Genomic DNA, 17787 nt, shown 5'->3' with positions numbered 1-17787 from the left:
TGCTGCTGGCCATCGTGCCACTGGTGGATGACCTGCGAGGCTACCCACCAGCGCCTTGAGGCGTCCTTTCGGGGAGCCGTCCCGTCAGGGAACCGTCCCGTCAGGGCGCGCCCGGGCCGGGCATGACCCGCACCTCCAACGCGGAGGGGTAGTCGGGGCTGTGGTAAACCCGCTGCCGAGCCGCCTTGAAGTCCCCCGGCTTGGCGTTGGGGATGTCGACGAAGGTCTGCGGGTTGCGGTCGGCCAGGGGGAACCAGCTGCTCTGGATCTGCACCATGATGCGGTGGCCGCGGCGGAAGGTGTGGTTGATGTCGGCCAGCGCGTAGCGGATGGGCGTCACCTGGTCTGGCACCATGGGTTCCGGCTTTTCGAAGCTGTTGCGGAACTTGGCCCGCAGCGGGTCGCCGCGCACCAGTTGCTGGTACCCGCCCATGTCCACCGACGGCGGCGGCACGTCGCCCTTGGGGTCGGGCGCGCCCTCGCCCCCGCCGGATGGTGATGGCGGCAGTTCCTGCGGATAGACGTCGATCAGCTTCACCACCCAGTCGCTGTCTGTGCCGGAGGTGGAGACGAACAGCTTGGGGGACACGGGGCCGACGATGGTGACGTCGCTCTCCAGCGGGGCGGTCTGATAGACCAGGACGTCGGGCCGGGTGGTGGCGAAGCGCTGGTCCGCCACCATGTACTCCTTGGGCACGTCGGTGGTGACATAGCCGACGTAGGGCACCGGGTGGGCCGGGTCGCTGACATATTCATCGAACTTGGCGCCCGGGCTTTGGGTCGGCGCGGTCCAGCCCAGGGTTCCGCCCGGCTGCAGGTACAGCGTACGGGTCTGCGCCTGCTTGGGCGGCCAGGCGGTGTACTGCCGCCAGACGTTGGTGCCGGTCTCGAACACCGTCGCCTTGGCCAGCTTGGCGTCGGGCGCGCCCTTCAGGTGCTGTTCGAAGAAGGGGAATAGGATGTTCTTGCGGTAATAGTCGCCGGTGTCGGATGCGAAGTCGACGGCCCCCAGCTTGCGGCCATAGGACCGGGCCCAGCCGCCGTGCACCCAGGGCCCCACCACCAGGTTGTTGGGCGTGCCGGGGTTCTGCTTCTCGATGGCGTTGTAGGTGGTGAAGGGGCCGTGCAGGTCCTCCGCGTCGAACCAGCCGCCCACGGTCAGCACGGCGGCCTTGATGTTCTTCAGGTGCGGGGCGATGGCGCGCGGCTTCCAATAGTCGTCATAGGTGGGGTGGTCCACCATCTCGCGCCAGTTGATCCCATCCTCCTTGCTGAACAGGGCGCTGATATCCGCCAGGTTGCCCTTCTTCAGGTAGAAGTCATAGCCGTCGGTGGTGCCGAAATCATAGTCGGACCACCCACGCGGCTCCGTCGTCGGGTTCTTCTGCGGCTTGAAGGCGGCATAGAAGGCGAAGTTTGCCGCCAGCATGTAGGCGCCGCCGTGGTAGGCGTCATCCCCCATGTACAGGTCCGTCACCGGCGCCTGGGGGGAGGCCGCCTTGATGGCCGGATGGCTGTCGATGATGCTGGCCGAGGTGAAGAAGCCTGGATAGCTGATGCCCCAGATTCCGACCTTGCCGTTGTTGCCCGGCACGTTCTTCAGCAGCCAGTCGACGCTGTCGTGCATGTCGCTGCTGTCATCTGTGTCGGTCCTGGACTTCTTCTGGTCGATGTGCGGCCGCATCTCCATCCAGCTGGCGCCGGACATGTAGCGGCCGCGCACGTCCTGGAAGACGAAGATGTAGCCGGCGTGGTCGAAGTCCGGCGACGGGCCCAGTTGCTTGGGATACGCCTCGCTGCCGTACCACAACTCCTTCCCCACCCGGGCGCCGGCGCCATAGGGCGTTCGCACCATCAGGAATGGATAGGTCCGGGACTGGTCCTTGGGCACGTAGACGACCGTGAACAGCTCCACCCCATCGCGCATGGCGATGCGGTATTCGTACTTGGTGTAATGCTCCGCCACGCTGAACGGCTTTTCCTGGCCCTGCTGGGCCGCCCCCTGCGCCAGGGCCACCGGCGCCGCCATCGATCCCGTCAGTGTCAACGCCAAGCCCAGCGCCGCGACGGCGCGCCTTCCCATCCCACGATCCATGCCACACCCCATTCCTGGATGATCCCGCACCCAGGGGGCGGGATCCGTTTGGCCGCCAAGCTAAGCCATTACGGATCCGGGTCAAAGCGCGGACTGGGATAGGCCTGGGCACCCGCGCGTTCAGCGGCCATGGCGGGCCCAGAACAGGGCAACGGCCTCATCCGCCACCCGGGCCGGATCGGCCTGGCCGCCGCCGCTGGCCAGTACCCGGGGCCAGTGCAGCGGCTCCGCCAGCAGGCCCAGGAACTGCTGTGCCGCCAGATCCGCGTCGGGGCAGGTGATAAGGCCGGCCATCGCCAGGTGCGTCAGGCAGTCGCGTACCCGCGCCAGCAGGGGCTGGCGGCCCAGGCGGGCGTAATCCTCGGCGATTTCCGGCTGGCGGCGGGATTCGGCGATGACCATGCGGACCAGGGCCACCTGGTCGCCCTTCGCCAGGCGGCTCGCCAGCGTGCGGGCCAGGGCGCGCAAGGGCAGGGCCGGGTCTTCCCGCGTGGGCAGGGGCACGCCGCCGTCGTCCTGACCCGCCGCCAGCACCGCCCATTGCCGTGCCAGCATGGCCCGGAAGATCCGCTCCTTGCCACCGAACTGGTTGTATAGCGTCCGCCGCGCCACCCCGGCCAGGGCCGCCAGATCGTCCATGCTGACACCCTCATACCCTCGCCCCAGGAACAGCGTACGGGCGGCATCCAGGATGGCCTCCTGGCTCAGAAACAGGGCATGGGCGGATGGTGGTGGCATGGGAACATTATATGCACTCACTAATGCATTATGTACACTGCATAGTGCAGGACAAAATTAGAAATGATAAATACAAGTCTTATCAATGAGTTGTTAAGGTAATTCGCTCCTCAGGGGCAGCCATCCGGGCCGTTTGGCGCTTCGCTTTCGCTGGGACGGGGAATGCCCAGTTCCATCGCGAGCGCGGTGTCGCTGCTGCAATAGGGCTTTTTCGTCTGCCAGCTGCGGATGCGGTGGAAGGCGTCGATCGTGTCGCCCACCGGATCGTCGTCTTGGGCGTTGGTGACCAGTTGGTAGACCGCGATGGTGGTGGGCGCCGGATCGGTCACCGCATCCTTCATGGTACGGGTGGCGATCAGCAGCAGGGTCTGGGGCTTGCCATCCACCCTACCGTGGGCGAAGACGACGGAGCGCAAGGCATCCTCGCCGGTGTGCGGACTGTCGCGCACGATCTCCGCCACCCCCGGCGGCGTTTCCGCCTCCACCGATACCAGGTTCCAGCCGCCGCGAAGGCCGCTGCCCATCTCCGACGGCTTCATCATCACCATATAGGTGCTGTGACCCCAGGCGTTGCCGTTGTCGCGCCAGGCGCGGATGATGATGGCGCTGCGGCCATCGGGGCTGAATCGCTTCAGTTCATTGACGCCCGATGTCAGGGGGATGGGCGCCAGGTCGCTTATGCCCTGCGGTCCAGCGCCCACCGGCGGTGCCGCCTTGCCCTTCGGGGCGGCGATGGCGACCTCCGCTATCAGAAACAGCCCCAACAATGGTGCGGCCAGCCAGCGGAACGGTAACATGAGGGCCCTTTGTCTTCGGTAGAGCTGGGGAATGGTCTTACAGCTCGTGGTGTGCCGCCACAAGCGGCCACGCCGCCGCAGCTGTGGCGGACTTTGTCGGGCGCCATGCGTGACGCCATCTTTACAAGCGCGCCGTCGCCCTCTACCAAGACAGGCTGATCCGGCGGGCGCCGCACCGGCCGCCGGACGACGCCTAATCCTTGGCCAACCCTTATCAGAGCGACCCAGTGCCATGCCCAAGATGACGTTCGTTGAGACCGATGGAACCCGCCGCGAGGTGGACGCCCCGCTGGGCCTGTCGATCCTGGAGGTCGCGCGGCGGCACAATGTCGATCTGGAGGGCGCCTGCGAGGGCTCGCTGGCCTGCTCCACCTGCCACGTCGTCGTGGCCCCGGAGTGGTATGACCTGCTGCCCGACGCGCAGGAAGATGAAGAGGATATGCTGGACCTGGCCTTCGGCCTGACCAAGACCTCGCGCCTGGGCTGCCAGATCCGCATTTCCGAGGAACTGGACGGTCTGGTCGTCATGCTGCCGGGCGCCAAGTAAGCCGCCAGGCTTCGACGTTGAGTAAAAGCACAGCCCGGCCTTGCGGGATCGCCCGCCAGGCCGCGCTTGCGCTTTGCCCGATCTTGGCCCATATGCGGGGCCATGAATTCCCTAGGCTTCGATAAGGCGCCGGCCGACACCCGCGTGGTGGTCGCCATGTCCGGCGGGGTGGACAGCTCGGTCACCGCGGCCCTCCTGAAGGAGGAGGGCTACGATGTGGTCGGCGTCACCCTGCAGCTGTACGACCACGGCATGGCCGTGGGGCGCAAGGGCGCCTGCTGCGCCGGCCAGGACATCTACGACGCCAGCCGCGTGGCCGAGACCATCGGCATTCCCCATTACGTCCTGGACTACGAATCCCGCTTCTCCGACGCGGTGATGCAGGACTTCGCCGACAGTTATCTGCGCGGTGAGACCCCCATCCCTTGCGTGCGCTGCAACCAGCGGGTCAAGTTCCGCGACCTGCTGGACCAGGCGCGCGACCTGGGCGCCGAGGCGCTGGCCACCGGCCACTATGTGCGCCGGGTTCAGGGCGCGCACGGGGCGGAACTGCACCGCGCCGCCGACCCGTCCAAGGACCAGAGCTACTTCCTGTTCGCCACCACCCAGGCGCAACTGGATTTCCTGCGTTTCCCCCTGGGCGGCATGCCCAAGACGGAAACCCGCGCCCTGGCCGACCGCTATCACCTGCCGGTGGCCGACAAGCCCGACAGCCAGGACATCTGCTTCGTTCCCAACGGCAGTTACGCCGCCGTGGTGAACCGTCTGCGCCCAGGCGCGGTCGAGGCGGGCGATATCGTCCATGTCGACGGCCGGGTCCTGGGCCGGCATGAGGGCGTGATCAACTACACCGTGGGCCAGCGCAAGGGCCTGGGCCTGGGCGGCAACGCCGCCTTGGCGGTGGAGCCCGGCGGCGATACCGACCCGCTGTACGTGGTGCGCGTGGACGCGGCCAGCGCCCAGGTGGTGGTGGGCCCGCGCGCGGCCCTGGCCCGCACCCGGGTGACGGTGCGCGAGGTCAACTGGCTGGGCGGCGGCGGGCCGGTCGACGGCCTGCCAGTGACGGTCAAGCTGCGCTCCGCCCAGCCCGCCCTGTCCGCCCGGCTGTTCCTGGACCGCCAGCAGGGCGCCACGGTGGAATTGGACCAGCCCCAGTTCGGTGTGGCCCCCGGCCAGGCCGCCGTCTTCTACCAAGGCGACCGCGTGCTGGGTGGCGGTTGGATCGTGGGCGCGGCGTAAGCGCCCTCGTTTCCCTGTCATCCGCTCATGATAGGCTGAGCTCCATTCCCATTGGATCGGAGCCTCGCCATGGAAGCCGGCCGTCCCAGCCGCACCGCCCTTGTCGTCGCCGCGCTGCGGGCGGCGCATCAGGTGATGGATACGCCCGTGCTGTTCGCCGATCCGGTGGCCCTGCCCATCCTGGGGCCTGGGGCGGAGGAGCGCATCCGGGCGGATGAGGCGCGGCTGCGCGCGCCGCCGGCCTGTTTCCTGCGCGCCAGCCTGGTGGCGCGCAGCCGCTTCGCCGAAGATAAGCTGGCCACCGCCGTGGCGGGCGGCGTGGACCAGTACGTGGTGCTGGGTGCCGGCCTTGACACCTTCGCCTATCGCAATCCCCATCCTGGCCTGCGGGTGATCGAGGTTGACCATCCGGCGACGCAGGCCTGGAAGCGGGACATGCTGGCGCGGGCCGAGATTACGCCGCCCAATGGCGTGGCCTACGCGCCGGTGGATTTCGAGCGCGATACCCTGGCTGATGGCCTGACCGGCGCCGGTTTCGATTGGAACCGGCCGGCCTTTGTCGCCTGGCTGGGCGTCACCGTTTACCTCACGCGGGACGCCATCCTGGACACGCTGCGCCGGGTGGCGGGCCTGGCCCTGGGCAGCGGCATCGTCTTCGACTACAGCCTGCCGCCGGACACCCTGGGCGAGGGCCAGCGGGCGGCCTTCCAGGGGATGGCCGATCGCGCGGCGGCGGAGGGGGAACCGTGGCGGACCTTCTTCACCCCCGACGCGCTGGCGACCGACCTTCGCGGCCTGGGTTTCGACCCGGTTGAGGATGTGGGATCGGTGGAGTTGAACCCCCGCTATTTCGCCGGCCGCGCCGATGGACTGGCCCTGGGCGGTATCAGCCGGCTGGTGCACGCCACCGTTACCGCCCCGTCACCATCGCCGCATGGATTGTAACACCGTCCCCCCATACACTTGGCCGTACGGGGCGTGTGTCGGGGGATAGGTGATGCGGGGTTGGTGGTGGGCGGGCCTGGTCCTGTTGGGGCTGGCCGGGTGTGGCGCGGTGGCAAAGGCCCCCGCCAGCGGCACACCGGTGCCGGGTTGGCCCCTGGTGGAACATCACGTCACCGACGCCTTCGGGCGCGACGTCACCTATTACCTGTCCGTGCCCAAGGCGGCGCCCCGGCCGCTGGCCATCATCCTTCAGGGATCCGGCTGCGCCCCCCTGTTCCATGACCGGGATGGCGACACAGCCGGGCGCAAGAGCACCAATTTCTTCGCCCTGGGCGCCGCGCTGAAGGACGGGCGCTTCACGGTGCTGGCAGTGGACAAGCCCCATGCCGGCCTGACCCCGGGGGCGAAGCCCACCGGCGCGGAAGGGTGCAGCCCCGCGTTCAACCAGGACTTCACGGCGGAGCGCTGGCTGGGCGCGATACAGGCGGCCCTGGCGGACGCGCGGCGCCAGACCGGCGTGGATCCCGCCCGCACCCTGGCCTTCGGCCACTCCGAGGGGGCGGTGATGGCGGCGTTGCTGGCGGGGCACGATCCCACCATCACCGAGGTCGCGGCCTTTGGCGCCGGCGGCCCCACCCAGCTGTTCGACATCATCGCCTACGCCTACCTGGGCGGCGGCTGGGCCCATGTCGGCCGGGATGGGCTGGACGGCCTGGCCGAGCAGGTGCGCGCCATCAATGCCGATCCCGACAATGCCACCGCCTTCGTCTGGGGCCACCCCTATCGGCGCTGGTCCTCCTTCCTGCGTGTTTCCGCGACGGAGGAACTGCGGCGGTCCAAGGCCCGGGTCTACCTGGCCGGCGGGACGGAGGACCAGGCGACGCCGCTGCTGTCGCTGGAACTGACTGCGGCCACACTGCTGGCCGATGGCCGTGACGTCACCTTGCGCCGCATCCCGGGCGCCGACCACAGCCTGGCCGTGACCCGGGGCGGCACGGCGGAAACGGGCGCGGAATACGCCCGGGCCTTCGCCTGGTTCTGGCACGCGGATCCGCTTAGGCCAGACGGCGAAGCCCCCTAGCCGGACGGATCAATCATAAGGACGTATCGCCAGCCGGGATACCCGCGCGCATAGTGGATGACGCACATTCGGCATGTGGAACAAGGGTTTGCCGAGACTCTGGGGCCGGCGGTGCGGGCCAAAATTGGGGAGGAACTTGAGGATGCTGCGTAGCGTTGCGATTGCCGGCCTGGTGGCGGCCCTGGCCTTGGTCGGCTGTTCCATGCCCACGCCCATGTCCAATGTGTCGCCGGAGGAACTGGCCGGCACCGGCTGGGAATTGCAGCATTGGCAGCAGCGCAACGGCGGCGCCTATCCCCTGCTTCCCGGCGGCAACGGCGGGCCCATCAGCATCCGTTTCAGCCGCGATGGTGCCGCCAACATCCTGTCGGGCAGCGCCGGCTGCAACCGCTATCGCGGCGGCTACACCCTGGGTGGGGGCTATCTGCAGGTGATGCCGGCCGCCACCACCCGCATGGCCTGCCTGTCGCCGGAACGCGCCAAGCTGGAGCAGGATTACCTGACCGTCCTGACCAACGCCACCACCCTGACCCGCGCCCGCGATCCGGGCCGCGACCTCGATACCCTGACCCTGGCCAGCAACGAGGGTGACGAGCTGCTGTTCGTGCGGGTGATGGGGGGCGAACCGCCGGAACCCGCCACCGTGGGCAACACCTTGGGTGGTGTGCCGGTCCAGTAAGCGGGGCCCCAGTAAGCAGGGGGTGGAAACAACAAACCCCTGGGGGCCGTGCAGGTCGCCCCAGGGGTTCGTGTAAGCGGTCGGTGGGGTTAGCACCGCCGAATTTGGTAGCAGCGGAGGGATTTGAACCCCCGACCAAGGGATTATGATTCCCCTGCTCTACCACTGAGCTACGCTGCCATAGACCGCCACCGGACGGGCCGGCGTTGGTGAGGGCCGTCATGTAGGACACCTGACCAGGGGCTGTCAAGGCCCTCGCCAGCGGGCACGTCCCATTTTTCAGCATAGCCCTGATGAGGGTCGCGCGGCTGATCCCCTCGGGGCGGTGCCTGAGCGCCAGTGGGGGCGCCAACGGGGTCACCCGTGGATCAAAACGAATGGGTGGCGGGGGAATGGTACCACCGATACAGTCACGCCGCATTTCCCACGCCAGGCGCCTTTCGCATTCCCATGCTGTCCCTGATCACGGCCCCCTTCCGCCTGCTGTTCCGCCTGGTCGTGTTCATCATCCTGATGGCGGCCGTGCTGGTGGTGGCGTTCCCCTTCGCGGTGGATTTACCCGGTTGGGCGCAGACCGTCATGGCGCGGCTGAGCGACGATCCCGCCAGCGGCGTGGTGGTGCGGGCGACGCCCGAGGTGCGGCGCGGTTTCCCCGCCAGCCTGGTCCTGCATGATTTCAGCCTGGCCAATCCCCTGACGCCGGACCGGCCGTCCATCACCGCGTCGCTGGCGGTGGTGGAGGCCGACCCGCTGGCGTCGTTGGCCAGCGGCCGGCTGGTGCTGCGCACCCGGGTGCTGGACCCGGTGATCTACGCCGACCGGCCCATCAACCTGCGTGGTCTGCTGGCCGGCGTGGACAGGAACCTGGGCGGGGCCGGTGTCGCCCACACCCTCAGCCTGGTGGGCGGTACCGTCCGCCTGGCCGGTAAGGGAGAGGTCGGGATCGACCTGGGCGGGGTGACGCTGGAGGCGCCGCCGCCCGCCGGTGGACCGGCCAAGGCTTATGCCGGCAGCGGTCGCGGCCCGTCCTGACCGGTCGCTTCTTCCGCCGGGCGGTGCTGAATGTCGGCGTTGCGCCGCAGGAAGCCCAGAAGCATAAGCCCAGGCAAGCCCAGGGCGGCGCTGACGGCGAAATAGAGCGGCCAGGAATTGAGATGGTCGGCCAGCCAGCCCGTGCCCCCGGACAGGATGTCCAGCGGCAGGGTCGCCAGGCTGGACAGCAGCGCGTATTGCGTGGCGGTGAAGCCGGCGTCGCACAGGCGGGAAAGGAAGGCGGTGAAGGCCGCGGCGCTCATGCCGCCGGCGAAGAACTCCAACCCCACCACACCGGCCAGCAGGCCGACGTTGTGCGGCTGGCTGGCCAGCACCGCGTACATCAGATTGGTGACGATCATGAAGCCGCCGCACAGGAACAGGCCGCGCACCGCGCCCAGCCGCCCGGCCACCGTGCCGCCGGCGACCGCGCCGGCGATGGCGCAGGCCATGCCCAACATCTTGGTGACGGCCGCGACCTCCGCCTTGGTGTAACCCTCGGTCAGGTAGAAGTTGGTGGCCATGACGTTCACGTAGACATCGCCCAGCTTGTAGATGGCCACGAACACCAGGATCGCCAGCCAGCCGCGCCGGGTGGCGAAACGGGTGAAGGGGGCGACCACCGCCTCCTGCACCCAGACGTCGAAGCGCTGGCGGGGCGGGGCTGGCGGGCGCGGCGGCTCGGGTGCCGCCAGCACGGCCACCATGCCCAGGGCCACCAGCCCGGCCATCACGGTGTAGACGACCGGCCAGGGCAGGAAGGTGGAGGCATACAGGGCACCCGCGCCCGCCACGATCATGCCCAGGCGATACCCCCCAGATAGGCGCCGGCGCCCGGTGCCTGCAGCGCGTCGGGCAGCAGCTCCACGCGCAGGGCGTCCAGCACGATGTCCTGGCTGGCGGAGGCGAAGGCGGTGGCCACGGTGGCGACGGCCAGCCAGTAAAGATTCGCGGCCGGGTCGGAGGAGGCCATGGCCAGGAGGGTCAGCATCAAGGCCGCCTGGGTCACCAGGGCCCAGCCCCGCCGCTGGCCCAGCAGCCGTGTCAGGCCGGGCAGGGGCAGCCGGTCGATCAGGGGCGCCCATAGGGGCTTGAAGGTGAACGGCGTGCGCACCATGGCGAACAGGCCGATGGTGGTGCGGCTGACGTGCACGTCCGTCAGCCAGGCCGACAGGGTGGAGAACAGCAGGAAATAGGGCAGGCCGCTGGCGAAGCCCAGGCACAGCACCGTCAGGACGCGGCGATCCAGCCACAGGGTCCATCCGGTGGCGGCGGTCGGGGCGGATGACGATGTCATGGAGGCGGGGCTGCCCTTGGCTGGGAAGGCGATGGGGCTGGCATCATCGCCTGTGCCGTCCGCCCCGTCCAGCACCTGACGTCCATAGTCTCAGGGGGCCTCAGGGGCCTCAGGCCGGCAGCCCCGCCGCGAACAGGCCCGCCACTTGCCGCGCCAGTTCCTCCAGCGCCGGCTCCGCCGTCCCCGCCCGGTGCAGCCTGCCGTCCACCGTCAGGCAGGCCAGGCCGTGCACCAGGGCCCAGGCGGCCACCACGGCCGTTTCCCGCTGATCCGCCGGCACCAGGCCGGCCACCCGGGCGGCCAGGGTGGCATAGGCCCCCTCCGCCGAGGGCGCCGCCGGCATCAGGCCGGTGACTGGCGCCCCGAACATGACACGGAACAGGGCGGGCCGCTCGCGGGCGAACAGGACATAGGCCACCCCCTGTTCCACCAGGGCCTGGCGCGGGTCCGCCGCCGTATCGGCCCGGGCCAGCCGGTCGCGCAGATCGGCATAGCCTTGCTCCGCCACCGCAGCCAGCAGGGCAGCCTTGTCCGCGAAGTGGCGATAGGGTGCCATGGCCGAAACCCCCGCCCGCCGTGCCGCCGCCCGCAGGGTCAGGGCCTCCACCCCGCTCTCCTCCAGCAGGGCCAGGGCGGTCCGCACCAGGGCGTCGCGCAGGTTGCCATGATGATAGGAGGTCTTCCCCGTTGACACTGTAAACATCTCCCCGTTAAATGGCGTCATGTTTACGGAGTAAACTTCATAAGAGGGCCTCATGCAACCGCGCCGCGCCTCGGTGGACCTGTCCGCCTATCCCGACCTGGTGGTGATCTATCTGGGCTTTCACGTGAACAGCCTGCGCGGCGTGCTGGGGCTGATGCGATTGGGACGCGGCCTGAACCGCATCGCCCGGGACTTCCCCGATGGTCTGCTGGCGCATGAGCGGATGGTCTACGGCCTGCGGCACATCGGGATGCGCCAATATTGGCGTGACTTGGACAGCCTGGAACGCTTCACCCGCAGCGAGCCGCACAAGACCTGGTGGCGGGACTTCCTGGCCAAGGACGCGGGCGCCGGCTTCTGGCACGAAACCTACCGCCGCCAAGGCGGGATGGAGGCGGTGTACATCAACATGCCCCGGCCCATCGGCTTCGGTGCCTTCGCCACCGCCCGTGCGCCCACCGGCCCGTTCATGAGCGCGCGTGACCGTCTGGCCGCCGGCTGACGCCCCTTTATCCCTTATCCATTTTGCGGGACTATCGCCCATCGCCGTCCGATCGGCGGCGGAAACAACGGCGTTGGCAAAGGATGGGGTCATGGGCACGACGGGCGCGCGGATGCTGGCGGGCATGGCGTTGGGGTGGGCGCTGCTGGGTGGCACGGCGCTGGCGGCCGGGAAGGCGCACCTCTGGGCCCTTGAGCTGCACGGTGGCGCTGGCACCGTGGACCCGGACAAGCTGACGCCCGAGGCGGCGGCCGCCTACAAGGCCGGCATGACGGCAGCGCTGGACGCCGGCACCGCCGTGCTGACGGCGGGCGGCACCGCGCTGGACGCGGTGGAGGCGGCGGTCAAGGTGCTGGAGGACGATCCGCTGTTCAACGCCGGCCGGGGTGCCGTGTTCACCGCCGCCGGCCGCAATGAGATGGATTCCGCCATCATGGACGGCGCCACGCTGAAGGCGGGCTCCGTCGCCACCGTCACCCACACCCGCCACCCCGTCAGCCTGGCCCGCGCGGTCATGGAAAAGACGCCGCACGTCATGCTGGCGGGGGAGGGGGCGGACGCCTTTTCCAAGGAGGCGGGGCTGGAGCAGGCCGACCCCGCCTGGTTCTTCACCGAGCGGCGCTGGCAGGCGCTGGTGAAGGAACTGACGGACAAGGGCCTGCCCGTGCCGCCGCGTCCGGCGGGCGCCCCGCCCGAGCCGGACAAGCGCACCTTGCTGGATCTCAGGAATTTCGAGCCGGCGGACGCCCACCGCTTCGGCACGGTGGGCGCCGTGGCCGTGGACGCCAAGGGCAACGTCGCCGCTGCCACCTCCACCGGCGGCATGACGGCCAAGCGGCCGGGCCGCATCGGCGACAGCCCCATCATTGGTGCCGGCACCTATGCCTCGAACCAGTCCTGTGCCGTGTCCGCCACCGGGTCCGGCGAATACTTCATCCGCCTGACGGTGGCGCGGGAGATCTGCGCCCTGGTACAGTACCGGCGCATGGGCCTGCAGGCGGCGGTGGATGAGGTCATCCAGCATCGGCTGACGGCCCTGGGCGGCGACGGCGGTGTCATCGCCGCCGCCCCCGACGGCACCCTGGCCTGGGGCTTCAACACCAGCGGCATGTATCGCATCCGCGTGAAGCAGGGCGGGACGCCGGAATTCGGCATCTTCAAGGACGAGGGCACCGCCAAGGCCCACCCGAAGAACGAGCCCTGATCTCATGCGCCGGTTGCTCGCGGCCTGCCTGGCCACGGTCCTGTCCTTGCTGCCGCTGGCGGCACGGGCGGACGATGCCCTGCTGCTGATCCGCCCGGCACGGGTGTGGACGGCGGAGGAGACGGCGCCCCACGCCGGTTGGGCTGTCCTGATCAAGGGCGACCGCATCCAAGCGGTGGGCCCTGAGGCGTCGCTGAGCGCGCCGGCCAGTGTGGCGGTGCTGGATTTGCCGGGCGCCACGCTGCTGCCCGGCCTGATCGACCTGCACTCCCACCTGTTTCTGCACCCCTATAACGAGGCGCCGTGGGACGACCAGGTGCTGCGCGAAAGCCTAGCTTATCGCACCCTGCGGGCGGGCCGCCAGGCGACGGCCACGCTGATGGCCGGCTTCACCACCCTGCGCGACCTGGGCACGGAGGGGGCGGGCTATGCCGACGTCGGCCTGAAGAAGGCCATTGAGGACGGCCTGATTCCCGGTCCCCGCCTGTTCATCGCCACCCGCGCCATCGTGGCCAGCGGCGCCTATGGCCCCTCGGTCGCCAAGTTCCGCGAGGACATGGACCTGCCGCAAGGCGCGGAGGAGGCCAGCGGGGAGGCCGGGGTGGCCACCGCCGCCCGCACCCAGGCGGCGCGCGGGGCCGACTGGATCAAGTTCTATGCCGACTACCGCACCGGCCCCGACGGCGGCACCCGCCCCACCTTCAGCCAGGCGGAGATGGTGGCCCTGATCGCCGCCGCCCACGACACTGGCCGGCCGGTGTCGGCGCACGCCGCCTCGGACGAGGGCATGCGCCGGGCGGTGCTGGCCGGCGTCGACACCATTGAGCACGGCTATGGCGGCAGTGACGCCACCTTCCAGGAAATGGCCAAGCGCGGCGTCGCCTACCTGCCCACCCTGACGGCGCCGGAGGCCACCAGCCGCTACTTCAAAGGCTACGTCCCCGGCCAGACGCCGCCCACCCCCGCCATGCAGGCGGCGGAGGCCGCCTTCCGCCGGGCGCTGAAGGCGGGTGTCAGCATCGGCTGCGGCAGCGATGTGGGCGTCTTTACCCATGGCGAGAACGCGCGCGAACTGGTGTGGATGGTGCGCTACGGCATGACCCCCGCCCAGGCGCTGACGGCGGCGACATCCACCAACGCCCGCATCCTGGGCCAGGCCGACCGCCTGGGGCGCGTCCATGCTGGCTTGCTGGCCGACCTGGTGGCCGTCACCGGCGATCCCACCCAGGACATCGACGCCGTGGCCAACGTCGTCTTCGTCATGAAGGGCGGCACGGTGTATCGCAAGCCGTGAACAGAGTGGTGCGGGCGGAGGTTTTCCGATACAATCTGGTCAGCTAGTCAGATGGTGCTGACATGACCCGCAAAGCCAAGATCGTTAGCGCCCCTGGGGCCACCTGGAAGCTGGAAGACGCGAAAGCGCGTTTCAGCGAAGTGGTCCGTCGCGCGCGAACGGAAGGGCCACAAACCGTTACGACGCGGGGGCGAAATCCGGTCGTGGTGATCGCGGCGGAGGACTTGACCGACCTCTTGCCCCAGCCGCCGCCTCGCCAGCCGCTGGTCCAGTTTTTGGAAAGTCTGTACGGCGGTGATGATCTGGAACCGGTCCGGGATCGCGACCTTGGTCGGGATGTTGATCTTTGACGGCGAAAGGATGGTTGCTGGACACCAACGTCGTGGCCGCGCTGATCAATCCAAAAGGGGCGCCTTCGGTGAAGGGGTGGGCGGCTTCAGTGGATGAGGATGCGCTTTTCCTCAGCGTCCTGACGCTCGGTGAATATGAAAAGGGCATCCATAACCTGCCCGAAGACGACCCGCGGCGTGTGCACATCGGCATTATCCGTGATGGCCTCGCCCATCGATTCCAGGGCCGTATCCTGCCGGTCAGTGACGCGGTTGTACGGCGATGGGGCATCGTGACCGGAACGATCCGGCGTCTGACCCGCCATCCGTCCCCCGTCATCGATACGCTGCTTGCCGCCACCGCCCTGGAGCAAGGGCTGACGCTCGTTACGCGGAACGTCCAGGATGTGAAGCACAGTGGTGCTGTCGTCCTGAACCCGTGGGAGATCTGATGGAGGGTGGGGCCCTCCATCAATCCGCCGTCGCCGGATGGCTTACGCCGCCGCCGCCATGGCCTGGGCGAAGCGCTGGAAGGCTGGGCGCTGGGCCAGGCGGTCCAGGTAGGCCCGGAAGACGGGCTTGTCCTTGAACAGGCCCATGACGTCCAGCGCCCAGTACATCATGACGCCCCACTGGGTGTCGGCGGCGGTGAAGCGGTCGCCGGCGGCGTAGTCCTGGGCGCCCAGGACGCGCTCCAGATGAGCCACCATGTCCTCGAAGGTGCCGAAGGCGGCACCCCGGCCGTCGAAGGGCCATTTGTTCATGTGCGCCACCAGGCCGGGGTCGATCACGGCATCGTTATAGACCAGGCTGGTCAGGTAGGGGCCACGGCGCGGGTCGTCCAATGCCGGTGCCAGGCCCGCCTCGGGGAAGGCGTCGGCCAGGTAGATGGTGATGGCCGCCCGCTCGGTGACCACGATGCCGTTGTGGCGGATGGCCGGCACTTTCTTGTGCGGCTGGATGGCGCGATAGCTTTCGGGCACGCCGCCCTGTGCCCGGATGTCGACGATCTCGGTCTCATAAGGCACGCCCAGTTCCTCCAGCAGGTAGTGGATGCTGGACGAACGGGTGCTGGGGCAATGGAAGAAGGTGAGCATGTGATGCCTCCCGGCGTTGGTGTCGGGAGTGACTTTACGGCCCACTACTGACAAAACATGACAGTAGGCGTGCAAAAAAAGGCGACGCCCCAAGGGACGCCGCCTTCCGTTAGCATAAGACCGGAGTGCCGGTTACGGACGGCCCAGGAAATCCATCTTGCCCAGTTCCACGCCGTTGTGGCGCAGGATGTCGTAGGCGGTGGTGACATGGAAAAAAAAGTTCGGGGTGGCGAAGAACAGCAGGAAGGCTTGGCCGGGGAAGTGAACGTCCGAACCCCGGATTGTCAGGGTGATGGTGCGTTCCTCACTGCCGTCGATCTGGTCCGGTGTCACGCCCTTCAGGAAATCCACCGTCTTGGCGATGCGGGCTTGCAGTTCGGCGAAGGTGGTCTCGGTATCGGCGAAGCTGGGCACCTCGATGCCGGCCAGGCGGGCGGCCGCGCCCTTGGCGGCGTCGGTGGCGATCTGGATCTGGCGGGCCAGCGGGTGCATGTCCGGCGCCAGGCGGGCGTTCACCAGCACCGACGGGTCGATCTTCTTGGCCTCGGCATGGGCCAGGGCCTTGTCCAGGATGGCGGACAGGTTGCCCAGAAGGCGCAGGAACACGGGCACGGACGCCTGATACATGGAAATCGACATCGGGGTGCTCTCCGATAGGGTTGGAATGGCGGCCAAGATACGGGCGCCCAGGGGGCGCGATGTGCGCGCGGTCACCCGTGCGCTTGAATTTTACAGGGCCGATGCCGGGAACTGGTTTCAAAAGCGAAGGTTGAGGCCGACGCGCGCCACCCGGTCGGTCACGCCTTGGATGTTGCCGGCGTCCCGGCGGTATTCCAGGCTGCCGTTCAGGCTCAGGACCTGGCCCCAGCGGCCGGTGGCCAACGGGGCGGCGTAGGTCAGCGCCAGGTCCGTCTCCGCGCCGTCCGGACGCAAGGACACGCGCGTGGGCGCGGTCATGGCATAGCCCTGGTCGTCCACGCTGGTCACCAGCAGCGTGGCAGCTCCGGCGACGACACGCAGGGGGCGGCGCCAGAGGACCATCAGGTCGTCCCCTCGCGTCACCGCGTCACGCTGGGCCAGGGCCACGCCGTAGGACCGGGCCAGCAGCGGTGTGATGCCCGCGACGATGCCGTGACCGCTGTCCGACGCGCCGGTGCGGGCCAGGCTGGCGTCCAGCATCAGGCCGCCGCCGTCCCAGAGGGGGATGGTGGTGGCCAGGCCCAGGGACAGGCTGTCGTTGTGGCCGCCCAGGGCCAGCGGCCCGCCGCCGCGATAGCGGCTGCCCAGCAGGCCGTCGCGCTCATCCAGCAGGCCGGCCGTCAGGCTGGTGCTCCACCCCGGCGCCAGGGTCCAGTTCAGGCCGGCGGTGAGGGCGTCGGCCCGGCGATTCCAGCCGGCACCCGTCAGCACCGGGCCGCGCCAGGGTGACCAGTCGCCACCGGCCAGTTCCCGGCGGGATGGGGTGTCCGCCCCCGGTGCGCCGGACCAGCTGAGCGCCAGCCGGGCGCCGCCCAGCGTCCGGCCCACCCATCCGTCTAGATCCATGCCCACGGCCGCGAACCCGCCGCCCTGGGCCAGGCCGGTCAGGGCGTTGGAGATGCCCAGGGTGCCCCCCGTCATCGCCCCGGCCGCGCCATCGCCCCACAACGCCTGGGCGAAGGCGGCGGTACCGGAAAAGCCCTGGCCGGCGGTCAGCGTCAGGTCCCCCCGGCTGTAGCCCAGCGCCCAACCGTCATGGCCGGCGTATCCCATCCGTCGCGTACCGGGCCCCAGGGCCTCGGGGGCGCCCAGGCCCATGCCGGGTCCGTCGGTGCCGGGGCCATCGGTGCCGGGGCCATCGGTGTAGGCCAGCGTCAGTGTGCCGCCGTCGGCCAGCTTGGCGCTGCTGCTGATGACGGTGGGGGCTGGCAAGGCCGCCGTGATGGAAGTGGCGGAGACCGGCTGCTTGGCGATCAGGCCGCTGAGGTTGACGGTGAAGTTGCGCTGGTATCCGTCGAAGGCGGTGTAGGACGTCAGCCGGGTGCTGATCGCGCTCAGCGCGCCCAGGGCGCCACCGGATATCAAGGTGCCGGTCAGGCCGCTGACCGGCAGGGATTTGCCATTGGCCTGCACGACGGACAGGGTGCCCAGTGGCGCGAAACGCTTGGTGAAGTTCATCAGGGCCGTGCCGTAGGTGGCGTCCACGCCCTTGACGCCCAGGTCGGTGGC

Annotated in this window: 19 protein-coding genes, 1 tRNA gene and 1 pseudogene; 11 read left to right on the top strand and 10 right to left on the bottom strand. The window is 69.1% G+C overall.

The features are described 5' to 3' along the window. Positions 1–100 precede the first annotated feature (100 nt). The 3 genes from I55_RS03425 to I55_RS03415 all read right to left on the bottom strand — a co-directional run bounded on the left by I55_RS03425 (position 101) and on the right by I55_RS03415 (position 3597). Positions 101–2095, bottom strand: coding sequence for a CocE/NonD family hydrolase (locus tag I55_RS03425; protein WP_252180996.1), 1995 nt, complete (start codon positions 2093–2095; stop codon positions 101–103). 120 nt (positions 2096–2215) lie between these two features. Further along, positions 2216–2833: a TetR/AcrR family transcriptional regulator gene (locus tag I55_RS03420; RefSeq protein ID WP_044559101.1), complete on the bottom strand. Its 618-nt coding sequence runs from the start codon at positions 2831–2833 to the stop codon at positions 2216–2218. A gap of 110 nt (positions 2834–2943) precedes the next feature. After that, positions 2944–3597, bottom strand: coding sequence for a hypothetical protein (locus I55_RS03415; RefSeq protein WP_148293554.1), 654 nt, complete (start codon positions 3595–3597; stop codon positions 2944–2946). Between the two features lie 265 nt (positions 3598–3862). Between I55_RS03415 and I55_RS03410 the strand changes: the two genes are divergently transcribed. The 5 genes from I55_RS03410 (at position 3863) to I55_RS32695 (ending at position 8121) form a co-directional block, all read left to right on the top strand. Further along, a complete protein-coding gene (locus tag I55_RS03410; RefSeq protein ID WP_044559099.1) occupies positions 3863–4177 on the top strand; it encodes a ferredoxin family 2Fe-2S iron-sulfur cluster binding protein in 315 nt (104 codons plus the stop codon). A gap of 102 nt (positions 4178–4279) precedes the next feature. Beyond that, the gene (gene mnmA / locus I55_RS03405) at positions 4280–5416 is read left to right on the top strand and encodes a tRNA 2-thiouridine(34) synthase MnmA (RefSeq protein ID WP_044559098.1); all 1137 of its coding nucleotides are present in this window, start codon (positions 4280–4282) and stop codon (positions 5414–5416) included. A 69-nt stretch (positions 5417–5485) separates the two neighbouring features. Beyond that, on the top strand, positions 5486–6361 hold the full coding sequence (locus tag I55_RS03400; protein WP_044559097.1) for an SAM-dependent methyltransferase: 876 nt from the start codon (positions 5486–5488) through the stop codon (positions 6359–6361). Between the two features lie 52 nt (positions 6362–6413). Beyond that, complete coding sequence (locus I55_RS03395) at positions 6414–7442, top strand: S9 family peptidase (protein WP_049973793.1); 1029 nt, start codon at positions 6414–6416, stop codon at positions 7440–7442. A gap of 142 nt (positions 7443–7584) precedes the next feature. Next, positions 7585–8121, top strand: coding sequence for an META domain-containing protein (locus I55_RS32695; RefSeq protein ID WP_049973792.1), 537 nt, complete (start codon positions 7585–7587; stop codon positions 8119–8121). Between the two features lie 105 nt (positions 8122–8226). On the opposite strand, the gene I55_RS03385 is transcribed toward I55_RS32695, so the two are convergent. Further along, a tRNA-Met gene (locus tag I55_RS03385) sits at positions 8227–8301 on the bottom strand. A gap of 183 nt (positions 8302–8484) precedes the next feature. Here I55_RS03385 and I55_RS03380 point away from each other — a divergent pair. Then, positions 8485–9153, top strand: coding sequence for a hypothetical protein (locus tag I55_RS03380; protein ID WP_159107100.1), 669 nt, complete (start codon positions 8485–8487; stop codon positions 9151–9153). Here the strand turns inward: I55_RS03380 and I55_RS35315 are convergent. The 3 genes from I55_RS35315 to I55_RS38930 are packed head-to-tail and all read right to left on the bottom strand — an operon-like array spanning position 9123 to position 11153. Continuing rightward, a complete protein-coding gene (locus I55_RS35315; protein WP_049973791.1) occupies positions 9123–9953 on the bottom strand; it encodes an MFS transporter in 831 nt (276 codons plus the stop codon). The genes I55_RS03380 and I55_RS35315 overlap by 31 nt on opposite strands. Then, on the bottom strand, positions 9950–10525 hold the full coding sequence (locus I55_RS35690) for a hypothetical protein (RefSeq protein ID WP_049973790.1): 576 nt from the start codon (positions 10523–10525) through the stop codon (positions 9950–9952). Before I55_RS35690 ends, I55_RS35315 begins: the two co-directional genes overlap by 4 nt. Before the next feature lie 34 nt (positions 10526–10559). After that, a complete protein-coding gene (locus I55_RS38930) occupies positions 10560–11153 on the bottom strand; it encodes a TetR/AcrR family transcriptional regulator (RefSeq protein WP_044559095.1) in 594 nt (197 codons plus the stop codon). Between the two features lie 52 nt (positions 11154–11205). Here I55_RS38930 and I55_RS03365 point away from each other — a divergent pair, with 52 nt between their 5' ends. From I55_RS03365 to I55_RS03345, 5 genes are all read left to right on the top strand, one after another. Further along, entirely contained in the window at positions 11206–11655 is a 450-nt protein-coding gene (locus tag I55_RS03365) for a phenylacetaldoxime dehydratase family protein (RefSeq protein ID WP_044559094.1), read from the top strand. Positions 11656–11746: 91 nt separating this feature from the next. Next, positions 11747–12859, top strand: coding sequence for an isoaspartyl peptidase/L-asparaginase family protein (locus tag I55_RS03360; protein WP_049973789.1), 1113 nt, complete (start codon positions 11747–11749; stop codon positions 12857–12859). 4 nt (positions 12860–12863) lie between these two features. After that, positions 12864–14153, top strand: coding sequence for an amidohydrolase family protein (locus I55_RS03355; protein ID WP_044559093.1), 1290 nt, complete (start codon positions 12864–12866; stop codon positions 14151–14153). 62 nt (positions 14154–14215) lie between these two features. Continuing rightward, the gene (locus I55_RS03350) at positions 14216–14503 is read left to right on the top strand and encodes a type II toxin-antitoxin system prevent-host-death family antitoxin (protein WP_044559092.1); all 288 of its coding nucleotides are present in this window, start codon (positions 14216–14218) and stop codon (positions 14501–14503) included. A gap of 14 nt (positions 14504–14517) precedes the next feature. After that, complete coding sequence (locus I55_RS03345) at positions 14518–14934, top strand: type II toxin-antitoxin system VapC family toxin (RefSeq protein WP_199902442.1); 417 nt, start codon at positions 14518–14520, stop codon at positions 14932–14934. 42 nt (positions 14935–14976) lie between these two features. On the opposite strand, the gene I55_RS03340 is transcribed toward I55_RS03345, so the two are convergent. The 3 genes and pseudogenes from I55_RS03340 to I55_RS36780 all read right to left on the bottom strand — a co-directional run. Continuing rightward, the gene (locus tag I55_RS03340; protein WP_044559090.1) at positions 14977–15579 is read right to left on the bottom strand and encodes a glutathione S-transferase family protein; all 603 of its coding nucleotides are present in this window, start codon (positions 15577–15579) and stop codon (positions 14977–14979) included. Positions 15580–15711: 132 nt separating this feature from the next. After that, entirely contained in the window at positions 15712–16218 is a 507-nt protein-coding gene (locus I55_RS03335; RefSeq protein ID WP_044559089.1) for a DUF1993 family protein, read from the bottom strand. Between the two features lie 117 nt (positions 16219–16335). Then, positions 16336–17787, bottom strand: a pseudogene (locus I55_RS36780) (hypothetical protein); the annotation flags it as partial.

It is taken from the genome of Azospirillum sp. B4, from assembly GCF_000333275.1.
Lineage (GTDB): Bacteria > Pseudomonadota > Alphaproteobacteria > Azospirillales > Azospirillaceae > Nitrospirillum.
Note: the sequence above shows the minus strand (reverse complement) of the source record. Positions and strands in the feature narration are given on the sequence as shown.